Raw genomic sequence first — 25649 nt, forward strand, 5'->3', positions numbered from 1 at the left:
CCGCCCGCCTAACCCCCCCCGCTGGGGGCGGCTCCACCCCACCACTTTGTGGGGGTCCCCGCGCCCCCCCGGGTCTGGGGGGGGCCCCCCCACCCCCCCCCCTCCCCCCCCCCCCCCTCTCTCAGGGCTTGGTAGGCCTCACGCCCAGGTGATCAACGGCTTTGGCCGTTCCACAGCGGCGATGAGCCAAGCTGGGGCAGTTGAGGACAGGCACGCTCAACTGCTCTACCTGCAAGCGGAATGCGTGATCTTCGCTCGCAATCGTGAACATGCTGGCTTCGGCTGGCATATTCGATTTGCTCCGCTTCACGTTCCGCGGCGGAGGTGGTTCACGTGATCGAACCCAGCAAGCGACACGACTTTGTTGAACGGCACGAGGCGATCGACGTCAGCGACTTCGTCTACGCGGCGACCGGCGCCCGGGTGCGCCGGCTGACCATGCCGGACGGGACCCACTGGTTCCCGGCGGTGGATGTGTGCAAGGAACTCGGGTACACCACGACCCGAAAGGCACTGACGGACCACGTCCCGGAGGGCCATCGAGAGAGTCTCGAGACAGTGACTGGAAGTCACTCTCTCAGCATTCCCGCAGGTAGGGAGTGGCGCCGAGACTTGCAACTCATCGATCTGCAAGGTCTGATCCGCCTCGTCCAGGCCTGTACGAAACCGTCCTGCGAGCCCTTCAAGCAGTGGGCCGCGGAGGTGATCGAGACAGTGCAGCGAGAGGGCTCTTACACCCTCGAAGAGGCGGAGGTTCAGCCCGCCGATCCGAGTGCCCCGGTCGTGTACGCCATGCCGGACCAGGTCGCGGAGGCCATCGTGCGGCTGGAGGCGCACAACCTTCAGCTGGACGAGGAGCTTGCGAACGCACAGCAGGAATCGCTGACGCTGCAGAAGGAGACGGTCACCCTGCAGCGGGAGGTACTGGCGACGCAGAAGGCCACGCTTGCCGTGCAGCAGGCCATGGTGCGGGCGATGGAGCGGATCGCGGACCGGCTCGACGGTCTCGTCCTCGGGCGCCGGGCTCCTGACGGGCGCCTCGCGGTGCTGCCCACCACGGAGTCCGTGCTGGCCGACTGGCGGCACCGGCTGTCGGTGACGGAGGACGTGTGGACCGTGGCCGTGGTGATCGCGCCGGTCCTGGTCGAACAGGGTGAACTCCGCGAGCCGCTGGAAGCGATCGCGGCTCGTACGGGACTCCCGGTGCGCCGCGTCAACGAATGCCTCCGCCTGTTGCAGAAGCATGCCTGCATCCGCTCGCAGGGCGGTGCGGAGGACGGGGCGCCGGTGTATGTGCTCAACCAGGCTGACAATCCCTGAGGGAGCCCTCAGGAAGAAAGACGGAGGGGGCGGTCGCAAGCTGAAGTTGCGGCCGTCCCCTCCGGGCCTCCGAGGCTATCGGGTGACGCCCGTCACGCCCAAGTGATCAGCCGCTTGGGCTGTTCCAGGATCGCGGCGACGTCCGCCAGGACCTTGGAGCCGAGTTCCCCGTCCACCAGGCGGTGGTCGAAGCTCAGGGCGAGGGTGGTGACCTGGCGGGGCTTCACCTTGCCCTTGTGGACCCACGGCTGGAGCTTGATCGCGCCGACCGCGAGGATCGCGGACTCGCCGGGGTTGAGCAGCGGTGTCCCGGTGTCGACGCCGAAGACACCGACGTTGGTGATGGTCACCGTGCCGCCCTGCATGGCCGCCGGGGACGTCCTGCCCTCGCGGGCCGTGGCCACCAGGTCGCCCAGGGCCTCGGCCAGCTGCGGCAGCGTCTTGGCGTGGGCCTCCTTGATGTTCGGGACGATCAGGCCGCGCGGGGTCGCCGCCGCGATGCCCAGGTTGACGTAGTGCTTGAGGACGATCTCCTGGTTCGCCTCGTCCCAGGACGCGTTGATGTCCGGGTTGCGCCGGATGGCGACCAGGAGGGCCTTGGCGATCAGCAGCAGGGGGTTCACGCGCAGGCCCGCGAACTCCTTGTCCTGCTTGAGCTCCTCGACCAGCCTCATGGTGCGGGTCACGTCCACCGTCACGAACTCCGTGACGTGCGGGGCGGTGAACGCCGAACCGACCATCGCCGCCGCCGTGGCCTTGCGGACGCCCTTGACCGGGACGCGGGTCTCGCGGGCCGTGTCGTACACCGGGGCGGGCGTGGGGGCGGCGGGCGCCTCCACGGCCGGCTCGGGCGTCACGGTCCGCGCCGCGACCGCCGCGTGCACGTCCTCGCGGGTGATGATGCCGTCCGGGCCGGACGGGGTGACCGTCGCCAGGTCGACGCCCAGGTCCTTGGCCAGCTTGCGCACCGGCGGCTTGGCCAGCGGGCGCTCCTGCGGCGCCGCGGGGGCCGCGGCGGGGGCCGTCCCGTGGCCGTTCAGCCCCGCCGGAGCCGCGGGCGCGGGCGCTGCGGGGGCGGGCACGGGTGCGGGCGTCGTGGTCTCCGGGCCCTTGCGGGGACGGCGCCGGGTGGAGGACGTCGCGACCCCGTAGCCCACCAGGACCGGCTGGCGGCCCTGCGGCTTCGGCTCCTGTTCCTCCTTCGGCGCGGCGGGAGCCGCGGGCGCGGGCGCGCCCCCGCCGGAGGTGTCCACCGCGATGATCGACGTGCCCACGTCCACCGTGGTGCCCTCGGGGAAGTGCAGCTCGCGGACCACACCGTCGTAGGGGATGGGCAGTTCGACGGCCGCCTTGGCGGTCTCGACCTCGCACACCACCTGGCCGTCGGTGACCGTGTCGCCGGGCTGGACGTACCACTTGAGGATCTCCGCCTCGGTGAGCCCCTCGCCCACGTCCGGCATCTTGAATTCGCGTACGGACGCTTCCGTCATCGTCGTCACGACCTTCTCCTCAGTACGCCAGGGCGCGGTCGACGGCGTCGAGCACCCGGTCCAGGCCCGGCAGGTACTCCTCCTCCAGGCGGGCCGGCGGGTACGGGGCGTGGTAGCCGCCGACCCGCAGGACCGGCGCCTCCAGGTGGTAGAAGCAGCGCTCCGTGATGCGGGCGGCGATCTCCGCGCCCGAACCGAAGAACACCGGGGCCTCGTGGACCACCACCAGGCGGCGCGTCTTCTCCACCGAGGCCTGGATCGAGTCGAAGTCCAGCGGGGAGACCGAGCGCAGGTCCAGGACCTCCAGGGACCTGCCCTCCTCGGCGGCCGCGTCGGCGACCTCCTGGCACAGCTTCACCATCGGGCCGTAGGCGACCAGGGTGAGGTCGGTGCCCTCGCGGACGACCTCGGCCCGGTGCAGCGGGCCGGGGATCGCCTCGGTGTTGACCTCGGCCTTGTCCCAGTAGCGCCGCTTCGGCTCGAAGAAGATCACCGGGTCGTCGCTCTGGATGGCCTGCTGCATCATCCAGTACGCGTCGGAGGCGTTGGAGGGGCTGACCACCTTCAGGCCCGCCACGTGCGCGAACAGCGACTCCGGGGACTCCGAGTGGTGCTCGACCGCGCCGATGCCGCCGCCGTAGGGGATGCGGACGACGACCGGCATCTTGACCTTGCCCAGCGAGCGCGCGTGCATCTTCGCGAGCTGCGTGACGATCTGGTCGTAGGCCGGGAAGACGAAGCCGTCGAACTGGATCTCCACCACCGGGCGGTAGCCGCGCAGCGCGAGACCGATCGCCGTGCCGACGATGCCGGACTCGGCGAGGGGGGTGTCGATGACACGGCTCTCGCCGAAGTCCTTCTGCAGGCCGTCCGTCACCCGGAACACGCCGCCGAGCTTGCCGACGTCCTCGCCCATGATCAGGACCTTGGGGTCGGACTCCAGGGCACGGCGCAGCGACTCGTTGATCGCCTTGGCCAGGGCCATTTTCTCCGCAGCCATGTCAGACCCCCTCTCCCGCGGCGAAGCCGCTTTCGGACTCGTCCGCGAACGACGCCTGGTAGGCGGCGAACTGCGCTCGCTCCTCGTCGACGAGCGCGTGCCCGTCCGCGTACACGTTCTCGAAGATGGCGAAACGGTCCGGGTCGGGCATGGCGCGGACCGCTTCGCGCACTCGCCTGCCCAACGTCTCGCTCTCGGTCTCCAGTTCCGCGAAGAATCCCTCGTCCGCGTGGTTTGCGGCCTCCAGGTAGCGGCGAAGCCGCAGGATCGGGTCCTTCGCCTCCCAGGACTGCCGCTCCTCGTCGCCCCGGTAGCGGGTGGGGTCGTCGGAGGTGGTGTGCGCGCCCATGCGGTACGTGTACGCCTCGACCAGCGTCGGGCCCTCACCCGCCCGGGCGCGCTCCAGCGCCCACCGGGTGACCGCCAGGCACGCGAGGACGTCGTTGCCGTCGACGCGGACTCCGGGGAAGCCGTAGCCCTGCGCGCGCTGGTACAGCGGCACGCGGGTCTGCTTCTCGGTCGGCTCGGAGATCGCCCACTGGTTGTTCTGGCAGAAGAACACCACCGGGGCGTTGTAGACCGCGGAGAAGGTGAAGGACTCCGCGACGTCGCCCTGGCTGGAGGCGCCGTCGCCGAAGTACGCGATGACGGCCGAGTCCGCGCCGTCCTTGGCGACGCCCATCGCGTACCCGGTCGCGTGCAGCGTCTGGGAGCCGATGACGATCGTGTACAGGTGGAAGTTGTTGCTGTTCGGGTCCCAGCCGCCGTTGTTCACGCCGCGGAACATGCCGAGCAGGTTGGTCGGGTCGACCCCGCGGCACCAGGCGACGCCGTGCTCGCGGTAGGTCGGGAAGACGTAGTCGTCGTCGCGCAGCGCCCGGCCGGAGCCGATCTGGGCGGCCTCCTGTCCGAGCAGCGAGGCCCACAGGCCGAGCTCGCCCTGCCGCTGCAGTGCGGTGGCCTCGGCGTCGAAGCGGCGGGTGAGCACCATGTCGCGGTACAGGCCGCGCAGCTCCTCGGGGGTGACGCCGGCGACGTACTGGTCGTACTCGGCGTTCTCGACGCGCTCGCCCTCGGGCGTCAGCAGCTGTACGAGTCCGGGCTCGGTGCCCGGCGACTTCCGGCCGGTCGTTCGCTTGCCGGCCGTGCTTTTGGTACCGGCGCTGCGTCGCGGCTTGCGCGCGGCAGTGCTCTCCACGGTCACGTGTGCTCCTCCGTCGGTCCGGCTCCCGGGTTCGCCGGGTGCCTGGGTGTCCCCCCAGCTCCGTTCAGGAGCCCGGGGAAGCGGCTCGCCTGCCGTCCCACGGGCGCACAGGGTGGGTGGCTCGTTGGGGACAGGCGTGACAGGTGCCCCGGCGAGCGCCCTGCAAGAGGCACGTTACCCAGTGCCCCACACTTCTGTGAAACACCTCCTGACCTGCGATTTTGCTTGGATTTCCAAGTAAATCGCGTCAGCCGGGAACAGTCGCTGGTCACAGCCTTGCAGGGGGCCGGAACAACGGCACGTTATCCCGGTGACCCAGGTCACGGGAAGAGTCCACCGCTACGGAGGCGGTTCGTCACGCGGGCGCGGCGCGGTTCGTCAGGTGCGGGCGTCAGGACACGCATCGGGACGCGCGTCGGGAGGCGCGTCGGGAGGCGCGTCGGGAGCCGGGTCGGGAGGCGCGTCAGGTGCGCGACGCCACTTCGAGCACCCTTCGTGATCGAATGCGACAGGCTGTGACAACGCGCAGCTCACGGGCTCGGCCGGTGCCCTAGCATCGGGGCGTGCCGCGCTCCTCTGTACCACCCCAGGTGCCTCACGCGCCCCCGTTGGGCCCGTTGCTGCGCCAGTTCGCGGCCGGTTCGGCCCTCGCCTGCGAGCCCGTCGACCAAGGCCTGCTCAACCGCGGTTACCGCCTGCGCACCACCGTCGGCCGGTACTTCCTCAAGCACCACTTCGACCCCGAGACGGCCGACCCGGCCGCCATCGCCCGCCGGCACCGCGCCACCCAGCGCCTGGCCGACCTGGGCGTCCCGGTGGCGCCCGCGCTGGCCGGCCGTGACGGGCGCACGGTCGCCGTCGTCGGCGGGCACGCCTACGCCCTGCACCCGTGGATCGAGGGACGCCACCGGCACGGCGGGCAGCTCGGCACCGGGCAGTGCGGACGGCTGGGCGCGCTGCTGGGGCGGGTGCACGCCGGGCTGGAGCACGTGATGCCGGCGCACCGGCGGGCGCGCGCCGAGCCGGCCGAGAGCGCCGACCCCGCCGACACCTTCACCCTCATCGACGACCTGCTCGGCCGGGTGCGCCGCCACCACCCCGCCGACGCCTTCGACGAACTGGCCCGCCACCGTCTGCTGGAGCGGCGCGCGCTGCTGGAGCGGCACGCGGACCGGCGTCCGCCGCGCGGCGCCTCGGTGGGCTGGGTGCACGGCGACTTCCACCCGTTCAACCTGCTCTACCGGGGCGACGCGCCCGCCGCGATCGTCGACTGGGACCGGCTGGGCCTCCGGCCCCGCGCGGAGGAGGCCGTACGCGCCGCCGCGATCTTCTTCGTGCAGCCCGCCGGGACGCTCGACCTGCCGAAGGTGCGGGCCTACGCGCGCGCGTACCGGCGCGCGGCCGGCGCCACGCCGTCCCAGCTCGCCGCGGCCGTGCACCGCGTGTGGTGGGAGCGCCTGAACGACTTCTGGATGCTGCGCTGGCACTACGAACGCGGTGACACCCGCGCCGACCCCCAGTTCCCGGCGGCCTCCGCGCTGGCGGTGTGGTGGACGCGGGAGTACGACGCGGTGTGCGGAGCGTTCGCGGACTGAAACGGCTGACCGACACACGGCCGGGCGGGCACGCCCACGGGCGGCGTCACAAGCGGCACAACGGACCGCGTCACGGGCTCACGCGGGCACGCGCGCGGGGAAACCGTGGGACGGCTCCCCGCGCGCGTGAAGGCGATCCGCCGGCCCGGGTCAGCCCAGACCGTCGGTGATGCCGGCCGTCGGCTCCGTCGGCTGCGACGGCTGGGACGCCGTGTCGCTCGGCTGCTGCGTCGGCGCCTGGGACGTCGGCTCGCTCGTGGGCTCGTTCGTCGGCTGCTGGCTGTAGCTCGGCGACGGCGTGTACGAGGGCGAGTACGACGGCGTCCAGCTCGAGCCGGAGTTGTTGCCGGAGCTGTCGTCCGTGGCCGTGTCCGTCGCCTGGTCGCTCGCCTGGTCGCTCGGCGTCTCGCTGGCCGTGTCGTCCTTGGTGGACTTCGTCGCGGTCGGCGACTGGGTCGTGTCCGAGCCACCCCCGCCCGAGCCGGTGTTCTGCATCGCCAGCGCGACGCCCGCCGCGATGGCGATCACCGCGAGGACGGCGAGGATCCACAGCTTGCCGCGGCCGCTGCCCCGGTTGCCGTGCCCCTCGAAGCCGCCGTCGTCCCCGCCGCCGTACCCGGCGGGCAGGATCGGCTGCGGGATCTGGGTCGTGCCGGAGGCGTCGCCGGGGTGCGGCAGCACCTGGGTGCCGGCGAAACCGGCGGCCGGGGTGTGCCGGCCCTCGTGCATGGCGACCGGGCCGGTGTTCCAGGTGCCGGTGTGGCTGCCCTGGTCGTACAGCATCTGCAGCCCGTACTGGACGAGCCCGCGCATCTCCTCGGCCGTCTGGAAGCGGTCGTCCGGCTCCTTGGCCAGCGAGCGCATGACCAGGCCGTCGAGCTCCGGCGGCGAGGCGTCGGACACCTCCGACGGCGGCGTCGGGATGTCCTGGACGTGCTGGTAGACCACCGACAGCGGCGTCTCGCCCGTGAAGGGGGGCCGCAGCGCGAGGAGTTCGTAGAGCAGGCAGCCCGTCGCGTACAGGTCGGAGCGGTGGTCGACGGCCTTGCCGAGCGCCTGCTCCGGGGAGAGGTACTGCGGGGTGCCCATGACCATGCCGGTCTGCGTCATCGTCGTCGACGCGCCGTGCAGGGCGCGGGCGATGCCGAAGTCCATCACCTTCACGGCGCCGTTGTTGGTGATGATGACGTTGGCCGGCTTGATGTCGCGGTGCACGATGCCGTGCTGGTGCGAGTAGGCCAGCGCCTCCAGCACGCCGGAGACGATGATCAGGGCCTGCTCGGGTCCTGGCGCCTCGGCGTTGAGCAGCAGGTCGCGGATGGTGCGGCCCTCGACCAGCTCCATGACGATGTACGGCACGCTCTGGCCGCCCACGACGTCCTCGCCGGAGTCGTACACGGCGACGATGGCGTGGTGGTTGAGCCCGGCCACCGACTGGGCCTCGCGGGTGAAACGGGCCTTGGAGACCGGGTCCTCGGCGAGGTCGGCGCGCAGCAGCTTGACCGCGACGGTCCGCCCGAGGCGTACGTCCTCGGCGGCGAACACCTCTGCCATGCCGCCCCGGCCGAGTCTGCGGGTCAGCCGGTACCGGCCGTCCCCGACAAGCCCGCCGTTGCCCCACATCTCCGGCGCGTCCGACATACCGCCGCCAGTCGCCTCGGGGTCGGACGGGCCCTGGGCGCGCTGCTGCTGTGCCATCAGTCCTCGCCGTCGTTTCTGCCCGCGGTGCGCGCGGTGTTGTCACGGTCTCCGTCGGCCACGCTACAGCCTCCGCGCAACCCGCCGATCCGGGAAGGGTGGCGGAACCGGCAAGGGACGGACCGGCCATGAAACCGTCATCGTCCTCGGTCGTGCAAATCCCGTGTACCAGCCGTACAGCCTCTGTAACGCTCGCGCGACGCTTCATTCGCGTACGGTCACGGAACGGGCACCGAGCTTGACGTGTCACTGCCCTGGGGCAGACTTGGCCGGGAATGGCACTTTCGATCAATGATGGTCACTGCGCCTGAGGCCTAGTGGGGGACACGGAGACATGAGCCAGCAGGACGGCGCACACGGGCGGTATACGGGGCGGGCGCTCGCCGGTGGCCGGTATCAGCTGCGTGACTTGCTCGGTGAGGGCGGCATGGCCTCGGTGCACCTGGCGTACGACGCCGTGCTGGACCGGCAGGTCGCGATCAAGACCCTGCACACCGAACTGGGCCGGGAACAGGCCTTCCGCGAGCGTTTCCGCCGCGAGGCCCAGGCCGTGGCGAAGCTCACGCACACCAACATCGTCTCCGTCTTCGACACCGGCGAGGACGAGCTCGACGGCATGACGACGCCCTACATCGTCATGGAGTACATCGAGGGCCGCCCGCTCGGCTCGGTCCTCGACGAGGACGTACGGCAGTTCGGCGCGATGCCCGCCGACAAGGCGCTGAAGATCACCGCGGACGTGCTGGCGGCGCTGGAGATCAGCCACGAGATGGGGCTGGTCCACCGGGACATCAAGCCGGGCAACGTGATGATGACCAAGCGCGGCGTCGTGAAGGTGATGGACTTCGGCATCGCCCGCGCCATGCAGTCCGGCGTCACCTCGATGACGCAGACCGGCATGGTCGTCGGCACCCCGCAGTACCTCTCGCCCGAGCAGGCCCTCGGCCGTGCCGTGGACGCCCGCTCCGACCTGTACTCGGTCGGCATCATGCTGTTCCAGCTGGTCACCGGGCGGCTGCCGTTCGACGCCGACTCACCGCTGGCCATCGCGTACGCGCATGTGCAGGAGGAGCCGGTGGCTCCTTCGTCCGTCAACCGCTCGCTGCCGCCCGCGGTGGACGCGCTGGTCGCCCGCGCGCTGAAGAAGAACCCGAACGAGCGCTTCCCGAGCGCCGAGTCGATGCGCGACGAGTGCCTGCGGGTGGCCGCCTCCGTCCAGGGCGCCCCGCCGAGCATCGTCCCCGGCGCGCCCACTCCGAGCGGCGCAGGCGTCGGCTCCGCGGTGTTCCCGCCGGTCGACCAGTCGGCCCCGCCGACCGGGCCCGTGCAGACGCCGTACCAGCCGGCGCCGAACCCGTACAGCACGCCCACCCCCTCGCCGGCCTACGGCTACCCGCAGCAGGGCGGCTACCAGACGCCGGCGCCGTCCGGGTACGCGCCGCAGACCCAGCCCCAGTACCAGCAGGCGCCGCAGCACCAGCCGGCTCCGCAGCACCACACCCCCGCACCCGTGGGCGGCGGCAGGAGCAACAAGCCGGTGGTCGTCGGCTCGGTCATCGTCTCCCTGGTGGCCGTCGGCGGACTGCTCATCGCCCTGGCGACCCAGGGCGACGCCGGCGACAACAAGGGCAAGGACGGCGGCAGCAGCTCGAGTCCGACGGTGACGAGGGCGGCGGGCTACACCGGACCGGACACGTCGAAGACGATCGACTCCACCGAGTGCACCGAGCCGCAGGAGTCGTACAACGACCCCGACAAGATCGAGCTGCCCGACTTCCGGTTCAAGTACATCAAGTCGGTCAAGGAGTGCCTGCAGGCCGCGGGCTGGGCGCTGAAGATCAACGACGTCGACGAGAACACCTACGGCGAGGGCGCGGTCATGAAGCAGTTCCCCGCCGCCGGCACGGACGTCGACCCCACGGACATGCCGGAGATCCAGCTCGACGTCTCCACGGGCAACCCCCCGTCCTGAGCCGCCTCCCGCGTCCCGCCCGGGCGGACGTACGAAGGGCCCGGCAGCCGCACGGCCGCCGGGCCCATGTGTGTCGCCTGTCGGCCGGGTGATCTACAGGTACGGTCCTCCCGAGCGGCCACCGGCTCGCGGGTCGTCGCCGCCCATCTCGTGGGCCACGCCCGGCGGCAGCGCCCGCCGCATCTGCTCCAGCTGGGCCCGCGCCGCCATCTGCTGCGCGAACAGGGTGGTCTGGATGCCGTGGAAGAGGCCCTCCAGCCAGCCGACCAACTGGGCCTGCGCGATCCGCAGTTCCGCGTCGCTGGGGGTCTTCTCGTCCGTGAACGGCAGGGAGAGTCGCTCCAGTTCCTCCACGAGTTCCGGCGCCAGCCCGTCCTCCAGCTCCTTCACCGAGCTGGCGTGGATCTCCTTCAGCCGGACCCGGCTCGCCTCGTCCAGCGGTGCCGCGCGCACCTCCTCCAGCAGCTGCTTGATCATGCTGCCGATCCGCATCACCTTGGCCGGCTGCTCGACCTGCTCCGTCACCGGAGTCTCGCGGGAGTCCTCGTCTCCTCCGCCGCCGATCGCCATGCCGTCCTGGCCCACGACCAGGATCTGGGGATTCTCGGGCGACCTTTCGTTCCTCGGCATCTCCATGCCGCCATTGTCTCGCACCCCTGCATCTCATCACCGTGCCGCCCCCGCCGTGGGCCGATCGCCGTTTCACGGCGCGGAAGTCTGCGTCACTCTGCCGCCTCCGCCGCTCTGGTCAGCCGCAGCACCCGGGCCTCGCAGTGGTCGAGCCAGCGGACCTCGGCCTCCGCACCGCAGATGCGCTGTTCCAGCACCAGCAGCCGGGCGATCCGCTCCGGTCCGCCCGGCGCCCCGGACAGCACCTCGGCCCGCTGCCGCACGTGCTCGTGCAGCGCCTGGGTGACGTGCCGGCGCTGCGCCTCGACGACCTCCCGGACGTCGGCACAGGGCGCGCCGACCGCCAGGGCCAGCTTGACGGCCAGTTCGTCGCGCGGCGGACTCGCCGGCTCCACCGGCCGCGCGAACCAGGCCCGCAGCTCGGCGCGCCCCGCCTCGGTCAGCGCGTACAGCACGTGCCCCGCCTCGTCCACGCCCTCCCGCACGACCGTCCCGTCCCGCTCCAGCCGGGCCAGGGCGGTGCGCACCTGCCCGATGCCGAGCGGCCAGGCGCCGCCCGTGCGCGCCTCGAACTCGGTGCGCAGCCGTGAGCCGTGGCGGGGGCCGCGTTCCAGGAGCGCGAGCAGTCCGTGACGTATCGACATAACCGGATTGTGCAGCGCCCTCAGCACTTTGGCGGAAGCAGAAATGCCGGGACCGGGCACCAGGGTGAAGGTGGTGGCGTGACTCCATGGCTACGTGTGGTGCGGACGACGGGGCTGGCGGGCGCCGGCGTGCTCCTCCTGTGCGGGGGCACGCTGCCGGGCGAGAGCGTGCCGGCGGGCGAGAGCGTGCCGGCGGGCGAGAGCGTGCCGGCGGGCGAGGGCGTCTCGTCGTACGGGAGCGTCTCGCCGGGCGACGACGGGCGCGCGCCTGCCGTGGGGCCTTCCGTCGGCGCCTCCGCCGGTGCGGGGCCGGGGCGGCGGGAGCGGGCCGACCGGGCCGACAGGACCGACAGGGACGAGGCCTCGGCCACGGCGGCGGTGGGTGAGTCGTCCGAGGAGACGTCTCCGGCGTACGACAGCTCCTCGTCGCACGGTCACCGGCGCACGCCTGCCGCCCGCGCCTCCGCGTCCGCCCGGCCCGAGCGGTCGCGGGCCGGGAGCCGGGCGGGTGAGGGGCGCGAGCGGCCCGGGCGCCGGTGGTGGAACCAACGCGACGAGGGGGACGAGGAGGACGAGGAGGACCAGGACGCCGACCGGCAGGGGGATCACCCCGGGAAGGCTTACCCCGACCAGCAGGACAGCGCGGAGGAGCCGGACGCCTCCGCGTCGCCCCAGGACGTCACCCCGGGCGCTTCCGTGCCCGCGTCGCGGCCCACCCAGCAGGCCGCCTCGCACGCCGAGGCCCCCACCGAGCCCGTGCTGCGGATCCTGCCCCTGGGCAGCGGGCTGGTGCTGATCGGGACCGGCCTGGGTCTCGCCTTCGTCGGCCTGCGGCTGCGGCGCGGCTGATCCGGGGGCGGTCGGAGGCGGGTCCGAGGCGGGTCCAGGGCCCGTCCTGGCCTGTTCCGGCCCGTCCTGGCCTGTTCCGGGCCTTCCTGGCCTGTTCCGGGCCGTCCTGGGCTCCGGGCCGTCCGTGGTCCGGACCGGCCCGGCGCGGGGGCGGCGCGGGGGCGGCGCGGGGGCGGCGCGGGCACGGCGCGGGCACGGCGCCGGGGCGGCTACGGCACGACCAGCAGGACCTTGCCCACGTGCCCGCTCGCCTCCACCACCCGGTGGGCGGCGGCCGCGTCGTTCATCGGGATCTCGCGGTCGACGACCGGGCGGACGTGACCGCCGGCGATCAACGGCCAGACGTGCTCGCGCACGGCCGCGACGATGGCCGCCTTCTCGCCGAGCGGACGGGCGCGCAGCGAGGTGGCGCTGATCGCGGCCCGCTTGTTCAGCAGCGTGCCGATGTTCAGCTCTCCCTTGACGCCGCCCTGCATGCCGATGATCGCGAGCCGGCCGTTGACGGCGAGGGCCTGCACGTTGCGCTGCAGGTACTTGGCGCCCATGTTGTCGAGGATGACGTCGGCGCCCGCGCCGTCGGTGGCCTTCTTCACCTCGGCGACGAAGTCCTGCTCCCGGTAGTTGATCAGGATGTCCGCGCCGAGCCGGGCGCAGCGTTCCAGCTTCTCCGGGGTGCCCGCCGTGACGGCGACCTTGGCGCCGACGGCCTTGGCGAGCTGGATCGCCATCGTGCCGATGCCGCTGGAACCGCCGTGCACGAGCAGCGTCTCACCGGGCCGCAGGTGGGCGATCATGAAGACGTTGGACCAGACCGTGCAGACCACCTCGGGCAGCGCCGCGGCCTGCTTCAGGTCCAGGCCCTCCGGCACCGGCAGCAACTGGCCGGCCGGCACGACGACCTTCTCCGCGTAGCCGCCGCCCGAGAGCAGCGCGCACACCTCGTCGCCCTCGGCCCAGCCGGAGACGCCGGGCCCCACGGCGGCGATCCGTCCGGAGCACTCCAGGCCGGGGTAGGGGGAGGCACCGGGCGGCGGGTCGTAGAAGCCCTGCCGCTGCAGGATGTCGGCCCGGTTGACGGCGCCGGCCACCACCTCGACCAGCACCTCTCCCTCGCCGGGCACCGGATCGGGGACCTCGTCCCACACCAGCGCCTCGGGCCCACCAGGTTCGGGAATCGTGATCGCATGCATGAGCAGGACGCTACTCCCTCGCCCCGGTCACGACGCGGCCGTAGGACCGCCGGCGGTCAGGTCACTGCGGGGGCAGCCGGCGGACGTCCGGCGTGACGTGCGTACCCGGCGTGGCCCGCACGATGGTGATCAGCCGGTCCGTCAGCTCCAGTCCCCCGACGGCGGCGTCGTCGTAGCCGAGGACGCGGTGTCCGCGGACGACGCTCACCACCAGGTCGTCCAGCTCGCGCGGGCCCCTGCCCACCTCCGCCTTGGTGACCGGGCGTTCGACGATGTCGAGCCCGCTGCCCTGGTGGATCAGGTCCTCCATCACCATGCCGGCCGCGGGGCTGAGCACGGACAGGCCGAGCAGCCGGCCGGCCGCGCTGGCGCTGGTGATGACCGCGTCGGCGCCGGACTGCTTCAGCAGCGGCGCGTTCTCCTCCTCGCGCACCGCGGCGACGATCTTCGCTCCGCGGTTGAGCTGCCGCGCCGTCAGCGTCACGAGCACGGCCGTGTCGTCGCGCTGGGTGGCGACGATGACCTGCCGCGCCCGGTGCACCTCGGCGCGCTTGAGCACCTCGCTGCGCGTCCCGTCCCCGGTCACGCCGGCGTAGCCCTCGGCCGTCGCGGCGTCGATCACCTTGTTGCTGGGGTCGACCACGACGACCTGTTCCTTCTTCAGGCCCGTCGCGCAGACGGTCCGGATCGCCGAACGGCCCTTGGTGCCGAAGCCGACGACGACGGTGTGGTCGCGCAAGGTGGACCTCCAGCGGTTCAGACGCCATTCCTCACGGGTGCGTTCGGTGAGGACCTCGAGCGTGGTGCCGACCAGGATGATCAGGAACAGCACACGCAGCGGCGTGACGACGAAGATGTTGATGATCCGGGCGCCGTCACTGACCGGGGTGATGTCGCCGTATCCGGTGGTGGAGAGGGTGACGGTGGCGTAGTAGAAGGAGTCGAGCAGGCCGACGGATTCGTCGGCGTTGTCGTGGTAGCCGTCGTGGTCGGCGTAGACGATCAGCGCGGTCACGATCAGCACCAGCAGCGCCATCAGCAGCCGCTTGGTGACCTGACGCAGCGGGCGCTCCACCACTCGCCTCGGCAGATTCACCCGATGGGTCACGAGATGTTCGTCCGCCTGGCGGGCGATCGCGTCATGGCCCGGAAGTTTCACGTGAAACACACCCCGATTCCCGCGGACGCCCACGGCAGGTCCAACAGTTCCAGCTCCTGACCGGGACGGGCCCCGCCGGGAGGGACGACGGCGAGGGCGTCGGCCGCCGCGACGCCGCGCAGCATGGCCGGTCCGTTGTAGTGCAGCGGCACGGCACGATCGCCGCGCAGCGCGACGGGGACCAGCCGGGTGTCGTACGGGTGCCCGTGCGCCGCGTCCCGCAGCGGCAGCGTGTACGGCTCCGGGGCGGGGCGTGCGGCCAGGGCGCGCAGCAGGGGCTCGGCGAGCGTGAGCAGGCCGGAGACGGCCGCCAGGGGGTTGCCGGGCAGGCCCACGAGGTGCCGGCCGTCCGCGATGCGGGCCAGCAGCATGGGGTGGCCGGGGCGGACCTTGACGCCGTCCACCAGGAGTTCGGCCCCGATGCGCTGCAGGGTGGGGTGGACGTGGTCGACCGGGCCGGAGGCGGTGCCGCCGGTGGTGACGATCAGGTCGGCGTCGGAAGCCGTGATCGCCCGGTGCAGGGCCTTCGCGTCGTCGCCGAGGCGGCGGACGGCGGTGACCTCGGCGCCGAGCGCCCGCAGCCAGGGCGGGAGCATCGGGCCGAGGGCGTCCCGGATGAGGCCGTCGTGCGGCCGTCCCTCGGTGAGCAGTTCGTCGCCGAGGACCAGCACTTCGGCGCGGGGGCGGGGGACCACGGTGAGGGTGTCGTATCCGGCCGCCGCGGCGAGGCCGAGCACGGCCGGGGTCACCAGGGCGCCGACGGGCAGGAGCCGGTCGCCGCTGCGGCACTCCTGGCCGCGGGGGCGGATGTCCTGGCCGTGCTGGACCTCGCGGGTGGCGTGCAGGCGGCCCTTGTCGTCGCTGCGGCCGTGCTCGCTGCGCAGGACGGCGGTGGTCTCCAGGGGGATGCGGGCGCCGGTGGCGATGCGGACGGCCTCGCCGTCGGTGAGGGGTTCCGGCCGGGCGTGCCCGGCGAGCACGCCCTCGTCCCGCACGTCCCAGGGGCCGGGTCCCGAGACCGCCCAGCCGTCCATCGCCGAGGTGTCGAAGGACGGCAGGTCGGTGAGGGCATCCAGGGGGGTGGCCAGGGTGAGGCCCAGGGCGGCGTCGAGCGGGGCGGAGACGAGGGCGCGGCGGGCCGCCCGGGAGCCGGCGCGGGCGGCGGTCGCGCGGGCCTCCGGCCAGGGGGTGGCCCGGTGCCGGGCGTCGGCCGCGGCCGGGGCGCCGTGACGGCCGGCCTGGGCGGCGGGCGGGGACTCCCGGTGACCGCCGGGGGTGCCGGGGGCGCCGCCTTCGGGGTCTCTCACGAGCGCGAGCACCTCCTCGACGCCGAGGTCGTCGGCTTCCTCACCACTCCGCTGGGAACGCGCGGACCCGGCGGACCCGGCGGGCCGGGCGGACTCGGCGGACCGGGAGGGCTTCGCGGACCTGGCGGACCGGGCGGACCGGGCGGTCATCCGGCGTCCGGCCGGGTGTCGGGTGTGGCGTCGGGTGTGGCCTTGGGCGTGGCATCGGGGGCCACGTCCGGTTCACCGGCGGCGGCGTCCTCCTCGGCCCAGCGCAGGGCGAGGGCGGCGGCCTTCCGGGCGGCCTCCGCGACCGCCTCGGGTGCGCCCGCCCGTCGCCCGCCGTCGCCCTCGTCCGAAGCGCCCTCGGGTGCCTGCTCGTAGACGGCCCGCGCCGCCGCGTAACCGACGAGGAAGGTGGTCAGCGGCGCCGCCGGCCTGGCGACGCCGTGGGCGGCGTCACGGGCGAGGTCGAGCAGGACGCCGGTGTCGACGTCGAGGTCGATGCCGAGCTCGGTCTTGACTGCGGAGATCCATTCGTCCAACACGTGCTCATGCTCCCTGATGCGTGCCCGGGCGGTGGCGAGGTCTTCCCAGGTGTCGCAGTCGAACGACGCGACGGGGTCGGTGATGCGGGTGAGGTCGAGGGCGGCGGTCAGCCGGCGCAGCGGCAGCCCGCTGAGGCCGCCGTGCGCCCGGGTGAGTGCGGCCAGCTCGCGGTTCAGCGCCTTCCTGCGGTACGCGGCCACGAGGGGCTGGTCGCGGCCGTCCGCGTCGGTGAGCAGCACGCCGTCGGCGTGGTCCGCGCGCAGGGCGGCCAGCAGGCGTTCCACCGTCGCCGCCCGCAGGAAGGGCAGGTCGGCGGAGAGGACGACGACGTCCTCGGCCGTGATGTGGCGCAGCCCGGCACCGAGTGCGGCGAGCGGGCCCGCGCCGGGCGGGTCCTCGCGCGTCCACAGCACGGGCCGGGCGGTGGGGCGGGCGTCGGCGACGACCACGGTCGTGTGTGCCGTGGCGCAGGCGGCGAGCACGCGGTCGAGCAGCGCGCGCCCGCCGACGGGCAGGCCGGGCTTGTCCGCGCCGCCGAGCCGCCGGGCGGCCCCGCCCGCGAGCACGACGGCGTCGTACCCGGCGGCGTCCTGCCGGGCGGGTTCCTGCCCGGCAGGTTCTTGCCCGGCAGGTTCCTGCCCGGCAGGGGCCGCGGCGTCCCGCGGCTCGTTAGACGTCACCCCCCGAGTATGCGGGCCCCGGCGATCACGGGGAACGCGCGGGGGGTCCCGCGGTCACAGGGTGCGCAGCAGTACCGCCGGATGTTCGACGCAGTCGGCCACGTACCGCAGGAAACCGCCCGCGGTGCCGCCGTCGCAGACGCGGTGGTCGAAGGTGAGCGAGAGCTGGACGACCTGGCGCACCGCCAGCTCGCCCTCGTGCACCCACGGCTTGGGGACGATGCGGCCGACGCCCAGCATGGCGGCCTCGGGATGGTTGACGATCGGGGTCGAGCCGTCCACGCCGAACACTCCGTAGTTGTTCAGTGTGAAGGTGCCGCCGGTGAGTTCGGCGGGCGTGAGGGTGCCGGCCCGGGCCGCCTCGGTGAGCCGCGCGAACTCCGCGCTCAGCGACTCGGCGTCCCGCTCGTGCGCGCCGCGCACCACCGGTACGACCAGACCCCGCTCGGTCTGCGCGGCGAAGCCCAGGTGCACCTGGTCGAGCCGGACGATCTCCCTGGCCTCCATGTCCACGGTGGAGTTGAGCTCGGGATACCGGGCGAGGGCGGCGGTGCAGATGCGGGCCAGCAGGGCGATCAGGGAGATCTTCGGTCCGCCGGCGGCGTTCATCGCGCCGCGCGCGCGCATCAGCTCCGTCGCGTCGGCGTCCACCCAGCAGGTGGCGTCCGGAATCTCGCGCCGGCTGCGGGAGAGCTTGTCGGCGACGGCACCGCGGACGCCCTTGAGGGGGATGCGTGTCCCGGCGGAGGCCGCGGCCGGCGCCGGGGTGAGGGCCGACGCCGGGGCCGAGGACGTAGGGCTGTGCGCGCCGGCGGCGGCACGCAGGGCGTACTCGACGTCCGCGCGCAGGATCAGCCCGTCCGGCCCGGACCCGGTCAGCTCCCGCAGGTCCAGGCTGTTCTCCCGGGCGAGACGGCGCACGAGCGGCGAGATCACCGGCACCGGACCGTCGGCGGGGGAGCCGTCGGCGCCGTCGCGGCCGCCGTCGCCGGTGGCCGGCCGGCCGGCGCCGGGAGGCGGGGCCGTGCCGAGGCCGCCCGTACCTGCCGGGCCGCGCCCGGCCGAGGACGCGATCCGGTCGGCGGACGCGCCGGGCGCCGCGCCGGGCACGGGCTGCCGCGCCGGCGCCACGGACGCGTGGGAGGCCGCGGGCGCCTGCGGCCGGACCCGGCGCCGGCGGGCGGGCGCCTGCGAGGTGCCGTAGCCGACCAGTACGTTGCCCGAGCCCTCGCCGTGCTGCTCGCCCCCGGCGGGGGAGCCGGCGGCCGGCGCGCCCACCGCGACGGTCAGCAGGGGCGCCCCGACGGGAAGCTCCGTGCCCTCCTCGCCGAAGCGGGCGGTGACCACGCCGCCGTAGGGGCAGGGCACCTCGACCATCGCCTTGGCCGTCTCGACCTCGACGACCGGCTGGTCGATGGCGACGACGTCGCCGACCTGGACCAGCCAGCGCACGATCTGCGCCTCGGTGAGCCCCTCCCCGAGGTCGGGGAGCTTGAACTCCAGCACCTGTGCCATCAGCCCTCGGCCTCCCATTGCAGACGCCCCACGGCGTCCAGGATCCGGTCCACACCGGGCAGGTGGTGACGCTCCAGCATCGGCGGCGGGTAGGGGATGTCGAACCCGGCCACGCGCAGCACCGGCGCCTCCAGATGGTGGAAGCAGCGCTCCGTGACACGGGCCGCGATCTCCCCGCCCGGTCCGCCGAACCCGCCCGACTCGTGCACGACGACCGCTCGCCCGGTCCGCCGTACCGAGGCGGAGACCGTCTCGTCGTCGAACGGCACCAGAGAGCGCAGGTCGACGACTTCCAGGTCCCAGCCCTCGGCCCGGGCCGCCTCGGCGGCTTCGAGGCAGACGGGCACCGACGGCCCGTACGTGATGAGCGTGGCGCTCCGGCCGGAGCGCCGCACCACCGCGCGGCCGATCGGTTCAACGGCTGCCGGCTCCTCGGGGTTCCAGGAGTCCTTCGACCAGTACAGGCGCTTGGGTTCGAGGAAGACCACCGGATCGTCGGAGGCGATCGCGGCGCGCAGCATTCCGTAGGCGTCGGCGACGGTGGCGGGCGTGACGACATGGAGCCCCGGAGTCGCCATGTAGTACGCCTCGGAGGAGTCGCTGTGGTGCTCGACGCCGCCGATGCCGCCGCCGTAGGGGATGCGGATCGTGATCGGCAGCGGCATCGCCCCGCGGGTGCGGTTGCGCATGCGGGCCACGTGCGAGACCAGCTGCTCGAACGCCGGGTAGGCGAACGCGTCGAACTGCATCTCCACGACCGGGCGCAGCCCGTACATGGCCATGCCGACGGCCGTGCCGAGGATGCCCGCCTCGGCGAGCGGGGTGTCCGTGCAGCGGTGCTCGCCGAACTCCTTGGCCAGCCCGTCGGTGACCCGGAAGACGCCGCCGAGGGTGCCGACGTCCTCGCCCATCACGTGCACGCTCGGGTCGGCGGCCATGGCGTCGCGCAGCGCGCGCGTGAGGGCCTGCGCCATGGTGGCCGGCTTGAGGGCGACGGTGGTCATCGGTGGGTTCCCTCCTGCTCCGCCTCGAGTTCCGCCTGGAGCTGCGCGCGCTGTTCGCGCAGTTGCGGGGTGGGCTCGGCGTACACGTGGGCGAACAGGTCCACGGGGTCGAGCACCGGGTCCTGGTTCATGCGCTCGCGCAGGGCGGCCGCCATGGCCTCCGCGTCCTGCTTGGCGGCCCGGACGCCGTCCTCGTCGAGCAGGCCGCGCCCGGTCAGTTCGCGTTCCAGCAGGGCGATCGGATCGTGCTCGCGCCAGGTGTCGACCTCGGCGTCGCTGCGGTAGCGGGTGGCGTCGTCGGCGTTGGTGTGCGCGTCGACGCGGTAGGTGATCGCCTCGATGAGCGTGGGGCCGCCGCCCGCACGCGCGCGGCGTACCGCCTCGCCGAGCACCTGGTGCACGGCGAGGACGTCGTTGCCGTCGACCAGGCGGCCGGGCATGCCGTAGCCGACGGCCTTGTGGGCCAGCGACGGGGCCGCGGTCTGCTTGGCGAGCGGCACGGAGATGGCGAAGCCGTTGTTCTGGACCAGGAAGACGACCGGCGCCTGCCAGACGGCGGCGAAGTTCAGCGCCTCGTGGAAGTCGCCCTCGCTGGTGCCGCCGTCACCGACCATGGCGAGCGCGACCACGTCGTCGCCCTTGAGGCGGGCGGCGTGCGCGAGGCCGACGGCGTGCGGGAGCTGGGTGGCGAGCGGGGTGGACAGGGGGGCCACGCGGTGCTCGCGCGGGTCGTATCCGGTGTGCCAGTCGCCGCGCAGGAGGGTCAGGGCCGCGACCGGGTCCACGCCGCGGACGACGGCGGCGAGCGTGTCCCGGTAGCTGGGGAAGAGCCAGTCGCGGTCCTGGAGGGCGAGCGCGGCGGCGACCTCGCACGCCTCCTGACCGGTGGTGGAGGGGTAGACGGCGAGGCGGCCCTGCTTGGTGAGGGCGGTGGCCTGCGCGTTGTACCTGCGGCCGCGCACCAGCTCGGCGTACAGGCGGCGCAGCAGGGCCGGGTCGGCCTCGGCGGCTGCCTTCGTGCCGAGGACGCGGTACGGCTCCGCGTCCGGCAGCAGCGGCGCGGGGTCCGTGCGGGGCTGCCAGGCGGGCGGCGGGGACGGCCGGTAGGCACCCCGCTGCTCCATGACCGTCATGACGGAACCTCCTCGTGGGCGGTTTGCGGCACGGCACGTGTGTGACACGCCTCACCTACCGATTGTTCGGTCGTCGGCACAGTTTGGCTACAGGGCCCTCCAGGCTGTGGACAAACGGTTCTCCACAACCTGCAATGAACGCAGGACGTCCATGGCGGGAAGGCGGGGGGACATGACACCTGAACAAATGGCCGAAGCACCGGAGGCGGACGACGCTCTGCCGCCCGCGCGGCCCGCCGAGGGCGGCGCCCCGCCGCCCGCGAGACCCCTCGACGCCATCGATCTGGACATCCTGCAGATACTCCAGGCCGACGGCCGCGCCTCGATACGGTCGGTCGCCGAACGGGTCCACGTCTCGCGCGCCAACGCCTACGCCCGCATCAACCGCCTCCTCGAGGACGGCGTCATCCGCGGCTTCGGCGCCCGGGTCAACCACGAACGCGCAGGTCAGGGCACATCGGCCTACATCACCCTGAAAATCGTCCAGAACTCCTGGCGCACGGTGCGCGAACAGCTCAGGCAGCTGCCGGGGGCCTCGCACATCGCCCTGGTCGGGGGCGATTTCGACGTGCTGCTGCTGGTGCACACCTCCGACAACAAGGCGCTGCGCGAGCTGGTGCTCACCCGGCTGCAGGCCATGCCGGAGGTGCTCAGCACGCGCACGCTGCTGGTGTTCGAGGAGGAGGACCTCGAGCCGCAGGGCTGACTCAGCCGGCCCGGCGCAGCCCGCCGAAGACCAGCCGCACGACCGCGTCGGCCACGTCCCGCTCGTTCATGCCCCGGCCGTCCGGCCGGTACCACTCGACGATCGAGTTGATCATCCCGAAGACCAGCCGCGTGGCGAGCCGCACCTCGACATCGCCCCGTACGTCCCCGTCGGCGGCCGCCGCATTCAGCAGCTCGGCGACCCGGCGGTCGAACTCGCGGCGCCGCATCAGGGCCCACCGCTCGGTCTCGGTGTTGCCCCGCACGCGCAGCAGCAGCGTCACGTACGGCAGCTCGGCGATCAGCACCTCGACCATGCGCCGTACGACGTACTCCAGGCGGTCGGCGGCGCGCCCCTCGCACGCGTGCTCCTCGTCGAGGATGGCGAACAGGCCGTCCAGCGCCCGGCGCACGGCCCGGCGCAGCAACTCCTCCTTGCCGGTGACGTGGTGGTAGATCGACGACTTGGAGATGCCCGCCGCGCGGGACAGGTGCTCCATGGAGGTGCCGTCGTAGCCGCGTTCGTTGAAGACCTGGACGGCGACGGACAGCAGCGTCTCGGGGGTGTACGTGTCGCGCTTGGCGGTGGTCATGAGGTGCCGCCCTCCCGCTTGTCGTTGGCGAAGGCGTGCCGGTACAGCGCGAGCGAGGGCGCATAGCGGCCGCGTGGGTCACGGTCGTGCAGGTCGTCCAGGAGGGAGAAGGCCCACATCCGGCCGAGCTTGCGGCTCCACTCGAAGGGGCCGAGCGGGTAGTTGACGCCCAGCCGCATCGCGGTGTCGATGTCCTCCTCGGTGGCCACGCCCTTGGCGACGGCGTCGTGCGCGAGGTCGACGATCCGGGCGACCGTGCGGGCGACGATCATGCCGGGGACGTCGCCGATGACGCTGACGTCCTTGCCGAGCGCCTGGAACAGGCCGATGGCCTCGGAGAGGGTCCGCGGGGCGGTGTCCTGGGAGGCGGACACGGCGATGCGGGTGGCCCGGCGGTAGTCGAGGGCGAGGTCGAAGTAGACGACGTCGCGGAACTCCACGGACGTCTGTCCGTCGGCGAGCGCCAGCTGGCCGCCGCTCGGCAGCACCAGGCGGGTGCCGTGGTCGTCGTCCCCCTCGCGGACCTGGATGCCCGCCTCCCGGATCAGCGCGAGCAGCTCCCCGGCCGGCCCCAGGCCGCCCTCGGCGACGACGTAGGCGGGCGGCTGGTGCTTCTCCGCGGTGTGCGGCTCGGGACGGTCGGCGCCGTCGGCGTAGTCGTACCAGCCGCGGCCGCTCTTGCGGCCGAGACGGCCGGACTCGACCAGGCGCCGCTGGGCGAGGGAGGGCGCGAAGCGCACGTCCTGGAAGAAGGACTGCCACACGGAGTGCGTGACGGACTCGTTGACGTCCTGGCCGATCAGGTCGGTCAGCTCGAAGGCGCCCATCCGGAAGCCGCCGCACTCGCGCAGGACCGCGTCGATGGTGGCCGGGTCGGCGCCCTGGTCCTCGTACACCGCGAACGCCTCGGCGTAGAAGGGCCGGGCGATGCGGTTGACGATGAAACCGGGTGTGTCGGCGCAGGCCACCGGCGTCTTGCCCCAGGCGCGCGCCGTCTCGTACGCGCGCGTGGCCGAGGTGACGTCGGTGGCGAACCCGGAAACCACCTCGACCAGCGGCAGCAGCGGGGCCGGGTTGAAGAAGTGCAGGCCGACGAAGCGGCCGGGGTTCCGCAGGGCGCCGGCGATGGCCGTCACCGACAGGGAGGAGGTGTTGGTGGCGAGCAGGCAGTCCTCGCCGACGATGCCCTCCAGCTCCCGCAGCAGCTCCTGCTTGACGTCGAGCCGCTCCAGCACGGCCTCCACGACGAGGGCGCAGCCGGCGAGTCCGTCGAGGCTCTCGACGGAGCTGAGCCGGGCGCGGGCCGCGTCGCGGTCGGCGCCGGTGAGCCGGTCCTTCTCGACCAGCCGGTCGAGGCGGGCGCCGATCGTGTCGGCCGCTTCCCGGGCCCGCCCCGGTACGGCGTCGTACAACCGCACGGGGTGGCCGGCCACCAGCGCGACCTGGGCGATGCCCTGGCCCATGGTGCCGGTGCCGACGACGGCCACGGGGCTGCTGAGGTCGAGTGCTGTCATGTGCGCGATCCTCCCGCACGGGGTTTTCCACAGATGCGGCAGGCCCCCTTGTCCCGACCGATCGTTCGGTTACTCTAACTCTCGCGGCACCGTCCCGCCCATGTTTCTGCCCAGGTCATGAGCTCAACGGAGAGTTCACAAGACGAGGAGTTGGTCCCGCATGGCCGCCGAACTGACCGCGCACGAGCTGATCGCCAAGCACCGGCCCACCCTCGACCGGGCGCTGGACGCGATCCGCACGCGCGCGTACTGGTCCCCGCACCCCGAGCACCCCAAGGCCTACGGCGAGAACGGCAGCCTGGACATGGCGGCGGGCAAGGCCGCCTTCGACGCGCTGCTCGGCACCCGTCTCGACCTCGGCCAGCCCGGCACGGACGACTGGGTCGGCGGCGAGGTCTCGCCGTACGGCATCGAGCTGGGGGTCGAGTACCCGCACGCGGACCTCGACGTGCTGCTGCCCGCGATGCGGGCCGGCCAGCGGGCCTGGCGGGACGCGGGCGCGGAGATGCGAGCGGTGGTCTGCATGGAGATCCTGAAGCGGATCAGCGACCGGACGCACGAGTTCGCGCACGCGGTCATGCACACCTCCGGCCAGGCCTTCATGATGGCCTTCCAGGCGGGCGGCCCGCACGCCCAGGACCGCGGCCTGGAGGCGGTGGCGTACGCCTACGTGGAGCAGGTCCGCACCCCGGACACGGCGGAGTGGACCAAGCCCCAGGGCAAGCGCGACCCGCTCGCGCTGACCAAGCAGTTCGTCCCGGTGCCCCGGGGCACCGCCCTGGTCATCGGCTGCAACACCTTCCCCACGTGGAACGGCTATCCGGGCCTGTTCGCCTCCCTGGCCACCGGCAACGCGGTCGTGGTCAAGCCCCACCCGCGCGCGGTGCTGCCGCTCGCGCTCACCGTGCAGGTCGCCCGCCAGGTCCTCGCCGAGACCGGCTTCGACCCGAATCTGGTGGCGCTGGCCGCGGAACGGCCCGGCGAGGGCATCGCCAAGACGCTCGCCACCCGGCCGGAGATCAAGATCATCGACTACACGGGTTCCATCGGGTTCGGCGACTGGCTGGAGGCCAACGCCCGCCAGGCGCAGGTCTACACCGAGAAGGCCGGCGTCAACACGGTCGTCGTGGACTCCACCGGCGACTACAAGGGGATGCTCTCCAACCTGGCCTTCTCGCTCTCCCTGTACAGCGGCCAGATGTGCACCACCCCGCAGAACCTGCTGATCCCGCGCGACGGCATCCGCACCGACGAGGGCCCGAAGACCTTCGACGAGGTGGTCGCCGACCTGGCCCGCTCGGTCGACGGCCTGCTCGGCGACGACGCGCGCGCGAACGCCCTGCTCGGCGCCATCGTCAACCCCGACGTGAAGGCGCGCCTGGAGGCGGCCGCGGGCCTGGGCGAGGTCGCCCTGGCCTCACGGGAGGTGAGCAACCCGGAGTTCCCGGGCGCGGTCGTGCGGACGCCCGTGATCGTCACCCTGGACGGCGCCAAGCCGGACGCCCAGGCCGTCTGCATGAGCGAGTGCTTCGGCCCGGTCTCCTTCGCCGTCGCGGTCGACTCCACGGCCGACGCGGTGGAGCTGCTGCGGCGCACGATCCGCGAGAAGGGCGCGATGACGGTCGGCGCCTACACGACCGACGCCGAGGCCGAACAGGCGATCCAGGAGGTGTGCCTGGAGGAGGCGGCCCAGCTGTCCCTCAACCTCACCGGCGGGGTGTACGTCAACCAGACGGCCGCCTTCTCCGACTTCCACGGCTCGGGCGGCAACCCGGCGGCGAACGCGGCGCTCACCGACGGGGCGTTCGTCGCCAACCGCTTCCGGGTGGTGGAGGTGCGCCGGGAGGCGTAGGACAGCCTGGCGGGGCGGGTCACGCCGGGGCGCAAAAGACAGCCCCAGCCCGGCGGGTCACGCCGGG

At 73.0% G+C, this 25649-nt stretch carries 21 protein-coding genes; 6 read left to right on the top strand and 15 right to left on the bottom strand.

Features of this window, described 5'->3' with window-relative positions; translation table 11 throughout:
* Window positions 1-333: 333 nt before the first annotated feature.
* Window positions 334-1320: a Bro-N domain-containing protein gene (locus ACH4ZX_RS10835; protein WP_398270753.1), complete on the top strand. Its 987-nt coding sequence runs from the start codon at window positions 334-336 to the stop codon at window positions 1318-1320.
* Window positions 1321-1412: 92 nt separating this feature from the next.
* On the opposite strand, the gene ACH4ZX_RS10840 is transcribed toward ACH4ZX_RS10835, so the two are convergent.
* The 3 genes from ACH4ZX_RS10840 to pdhA (ACH4ZX_RS10850) are packed head-to-tail and all read right to left on the bottom strand — an operon-like array spanning window position 1413 to window position 5014.
* Window positions 1413-2819 (bottom strand): dihydrolipoamide acetyltransferase family protein, encoded by a 1407-nt coding sequence (locus ACH4ZX_RS10840; RefSeq protein ID WP_398270756.1) that lies wholly within the window; start codon window positions 2817-2819, stop codon window positions 1413-1415.
* 10 nt (window positions 2820-2829) lie between these two features.
* A complete protein-coding gene (locus tag ACH4ZX_RS10845) occupies window positions 2830-3810 on the bottom strand; it encodes an alpha-ketoacid dehydrogenase subunit beta (RefSeq protein ID WP_398270759.1) in 981 nt (326 codons plus the stop codon).
* Window position 3811: 1 nt separating this feature from the next.
* Complete coding sequence (pdhA, locus tag ACH4ZX_RS10850; protein ID WP_398270762.1) at window positions 3812-5014, bottom strand: pyruvate dehydrogenase (acetyl-transferring) E1 component subunit alpha; 1203 nt, start codon at window positions 5012-5014, stop codon at window positions 3812-3814.
* Between the two features lie 590 nt (window positions 5015-5604).
* On the opposite strand from pdhA (ACH4ZX_RS10850), the gene ACH4ZX_RS10855 reads away from it, so the two are divergent.
* Window positions 5605-6609, top strand: coding sequence for a phosphotransferase (locus ACH4ZX_RS10855; RefSeq protein ID WP_398270765.1), 1005 nt, complete (start codon window positions 5605-5607; stop codon window positions 6607-6609).
* A gap of 150 nt (window positions 6610-6759) precedes the next feature.
* Here ACH4ZX_RS10855 and ACH4ZX_RS10860 read toward each other — a convergent pair whose 3' ends face one another.
* Window positions 6760-8307 carry a protein kinase gene (locus tag ACH4ZX_RS10860; RefSeq protein ID WP_398270768.1) on the bottom strand — a complete coding sequence of 516 codons (1548 nt, stop codon included), beginning with the start codon at window positions 8305-8307 and terminating at the stop codon, window positions 6760-6762.
* A 334-nt stretch (window positions 8308-8641) separates the two neighbouring features.
* On the opposite strand from ACH4ZX_RS10860, the gene ACH4ZX_RS10865 reads away from it, so the two are divergent.
* On the top strand, window positions 8642-10279 hold the full coding sequence (locus ACH4ZX_RS10865; protein WP_398270771.1) for a protein kinase: 1638 nt from the start codon (window positions 8642-8644) through the stop codon (window positions 10277-10279).
* A gap of 93 nt (window positions 10280-10372) precedes the next feature.
* Here ACH4ZX_RS10865 and ACH4ZX_RS10870 read toward each other — a convergent pair whose 3' ends face one another.
* Both ACH4ZX_RS10870 and ACH4ZX_RS10875 read right to left on the bottom strand, forming a co-directional pair.
* On the bottom strand, window positions 10373-10915 hold the full coding sequence (locus tag ACH4ZX_RS10870; RefSeq protein ID WP_324790019.1) for a bacterial proteasome activator family protein: 543 nt from the start codon (window positions 10913-10915) through the stop codon (window positions 10373-10375).
* Between the two features lie 86 nt (window positions 10916-11001).
* Window positions 11002-11553 carry a PadR family transcriptional regulator gene (locus tag ACH4ZX_RS10875; protein WP_398270774.1) on the bottom strand — a complete coding sequence of 184 codons (552 nt, stop codon included), beginning with the start codon at window positions 11551-11553 and terminating at the stop codon, window positions 11002-11004.
* 78 nt (window positions 11554-11631) lie between these two features.
* Here ACH4ZX_RS10875 and ACH4ZX_RS10880 point away from each other — a divergent pair, with 78 nt between their 5' ends.
* Window positions 11632-12402 (top strand): hypothetical protein, encoded by a 771-nt coding sequence (locus ACH4ZX_RS10880; protein WP_398270777.1) that lies wholly within the window; start codon window positions 11632-11634, stop codon window positions 12400-12402.
* 209 nt (window positions 12403-12611) lie between these two features.
* On the opposite strand, the gene ACH4ZX_RS10885 is transcribed toward ACH4ZX_RS10880, so the two are convergent.
* The 7 genes from ACH4ZX_RS10885 to pdhA (ACH4ZX_RS10915) form a co-directional block, all read right to left on the bottom strand.
* Complete coding sequence (locus tag ACH4ZX_RS10885) at window positions 12612-13592, bottom strand: NAD(P)H-quinone oxidoreductase (RefSeq protein ID WP_398270779.1); 981 nt, start codon at window positions 13590-13592, stop codon at window positions 12612-12614.
* A gap of 61 nt (window positions 13593-13653) precedes the next feature.
* The gene (locus ACH4ZX_RS10890) at window positions 13654-14751 is read right to left on the bottom strand and encodes a potassium channel family protein (protein ID WP_398270782.1); all 1098 of its coding nucleotides are present in this window, start codon (window positions 14749-14751) and stop codon (window positions 13654-13656) included.
* Complete coding sequence (locus ACH4ZX_RS10895) at window positions 14748-16058, bottom strand: molybdopterin molybdotransferase MoeA (RefSeq protein WP_398270785.1); 1311 nt, start codon at window positions 16056-16058, stop codon at window positions 14748-14750. The genes ACH4ZX_RS10890 and ACH4ZX_RS10895 overlap by 4 nt, the downstream gene beginning before the upstream one ends.
* 146 nt (window positions 16059-16204) lie before the next feature.
* Window positions 16205-17266, bottom strand: coding sequence for an NTP transferase domain-containing protein (locus ACH4ZX_RS10900; RefSeq protein ID WP_398270788.1), 1062 nt, complete (start codon window positions 17264-17266; stop codon window positions 16205-16207).
* A 54-nt stretch (window positions 17267-17320) separates the two neighbouring features.
* Complete coding sequence (locus ACH4ZX_RS10905) at window positions 17321-18781, bottom strand: dihydrolipoamide acetyltransferase family protein (protein WP_398270791.1); 1461 nt, start codon at window positions 18779-18781, stop codon at window positions 17321-17323.
* Window positions 18781-19785 (bottom strand): alpha-ketoacid dehydrogenase subunit beta, encoded by a 1005-nt coding sequence (locus tag ACH4ZX_RS10910; protein WP_398270794.1) that lies wholly within the window; start codon window positions 19783-19785, stop codon window positions 18781-18783. Before ACH4ZX_RS10910 ends, ACH4ZX_RS10905 begins: the two co-directional genes overlap by 1 nt.
* Window positions 19782-20918, bottom strand: coding sequence for a pyruvate dehydrogenase (acetyl-transferring) E1 component subunit alpha (gene pdhA / locus ACH4ZX_RS10915; protein ID WP_398270797.1), 1137 nt, complete (start codon window positions 20916-20918; stop codon window positions 19782-19784). The genes ACH4ZX_RS10910 and pdhA (ACH4ZX_RS10915) overlap by 4 nt, the downstream gene beginning before the upstream one ends.
* A 187-nt stretch (window positions 20919-21105) precedes the next feature.
* On the opposite strand from pdhA (ACH4ZX_RS10915), the gene ACH4ZX_RS10920 reads away from it, so the two are divergent.
* Window positions 21106-21624, top strand: coding sequence for an Lrp/AsnC family transcriptional regulator (locus tag ACH4ZX_RS10920; protein WP_398270800.1), 519 nt, complete (start codon window positions 21106-21108; stop codon window positions 21622-21624).
* Between the two features lies 1 nt (window position 21625).
* Here the strand turns inward: ACH4ZX_RS10920 and ACH4ZX_RS10925 are convergent, their stop codons facing one another.
* Together ACH4ZX_RS10925 and ACH4ZX_RS10930 are read right to left on the bottom strand one after the other, a co-directional pair.
* Complete coding sequence (locus ACH4ZX_RS10925; RefSeq protein ID WP_398270803.1) at window positions 21626-22216, bottom strand: TetR/AcrR family transcriptional regulator; 591 nt, start codon at window positions 22214-22216, stop codon at window positions 21626-21628.
* Window positions 22213-23730 (bottom strand): 3-hydroxyacyl-CoA dehydrogenase, encoded by a 1518-nt coding sequence (locus ACH4ZX_RS10930; protein ID WP_398270806.1) that lies wholly within the window; start codon window positions 23728-23730, stop codon window positions 22213-22215. The genes ACH4ZX_RS10925 and ACH4ZX_RS10930 overlap by 4 nt, the downstream gene beginning before the upstream one ends.
* Window positions 23731-23890: 160 nt before the next feature.
* Here ACH4ZX_RS10930 and paaN point away from each other — a divergent pair, with 160 nt between their 5' ends.
* Window positions 23891-25582, top strand: coding sequence for a phenylacetic acid degradation protein PaaN (gene paaN, locus ACH4ZX_RS10935; RefSeq protein ID WP_398270809.1), 1692 nt, complete (start codon window positions 23891-23893; stop codon window positions 25580-25582).
* The last annotated feature ends 67 nt before the right edge of the window (window positions 25583-25649 follow it).

The sequence above is a fragment of the Streptomyces sp. NPDC020490 genome (assembly GCF_044335305.1).
In the GTDB taxonomy this organism is placed as follows: Bacteria; Actinomycetota; Actinomycetes; order Streptomycetales; family Streptomycetaceae; genus Streptomyces.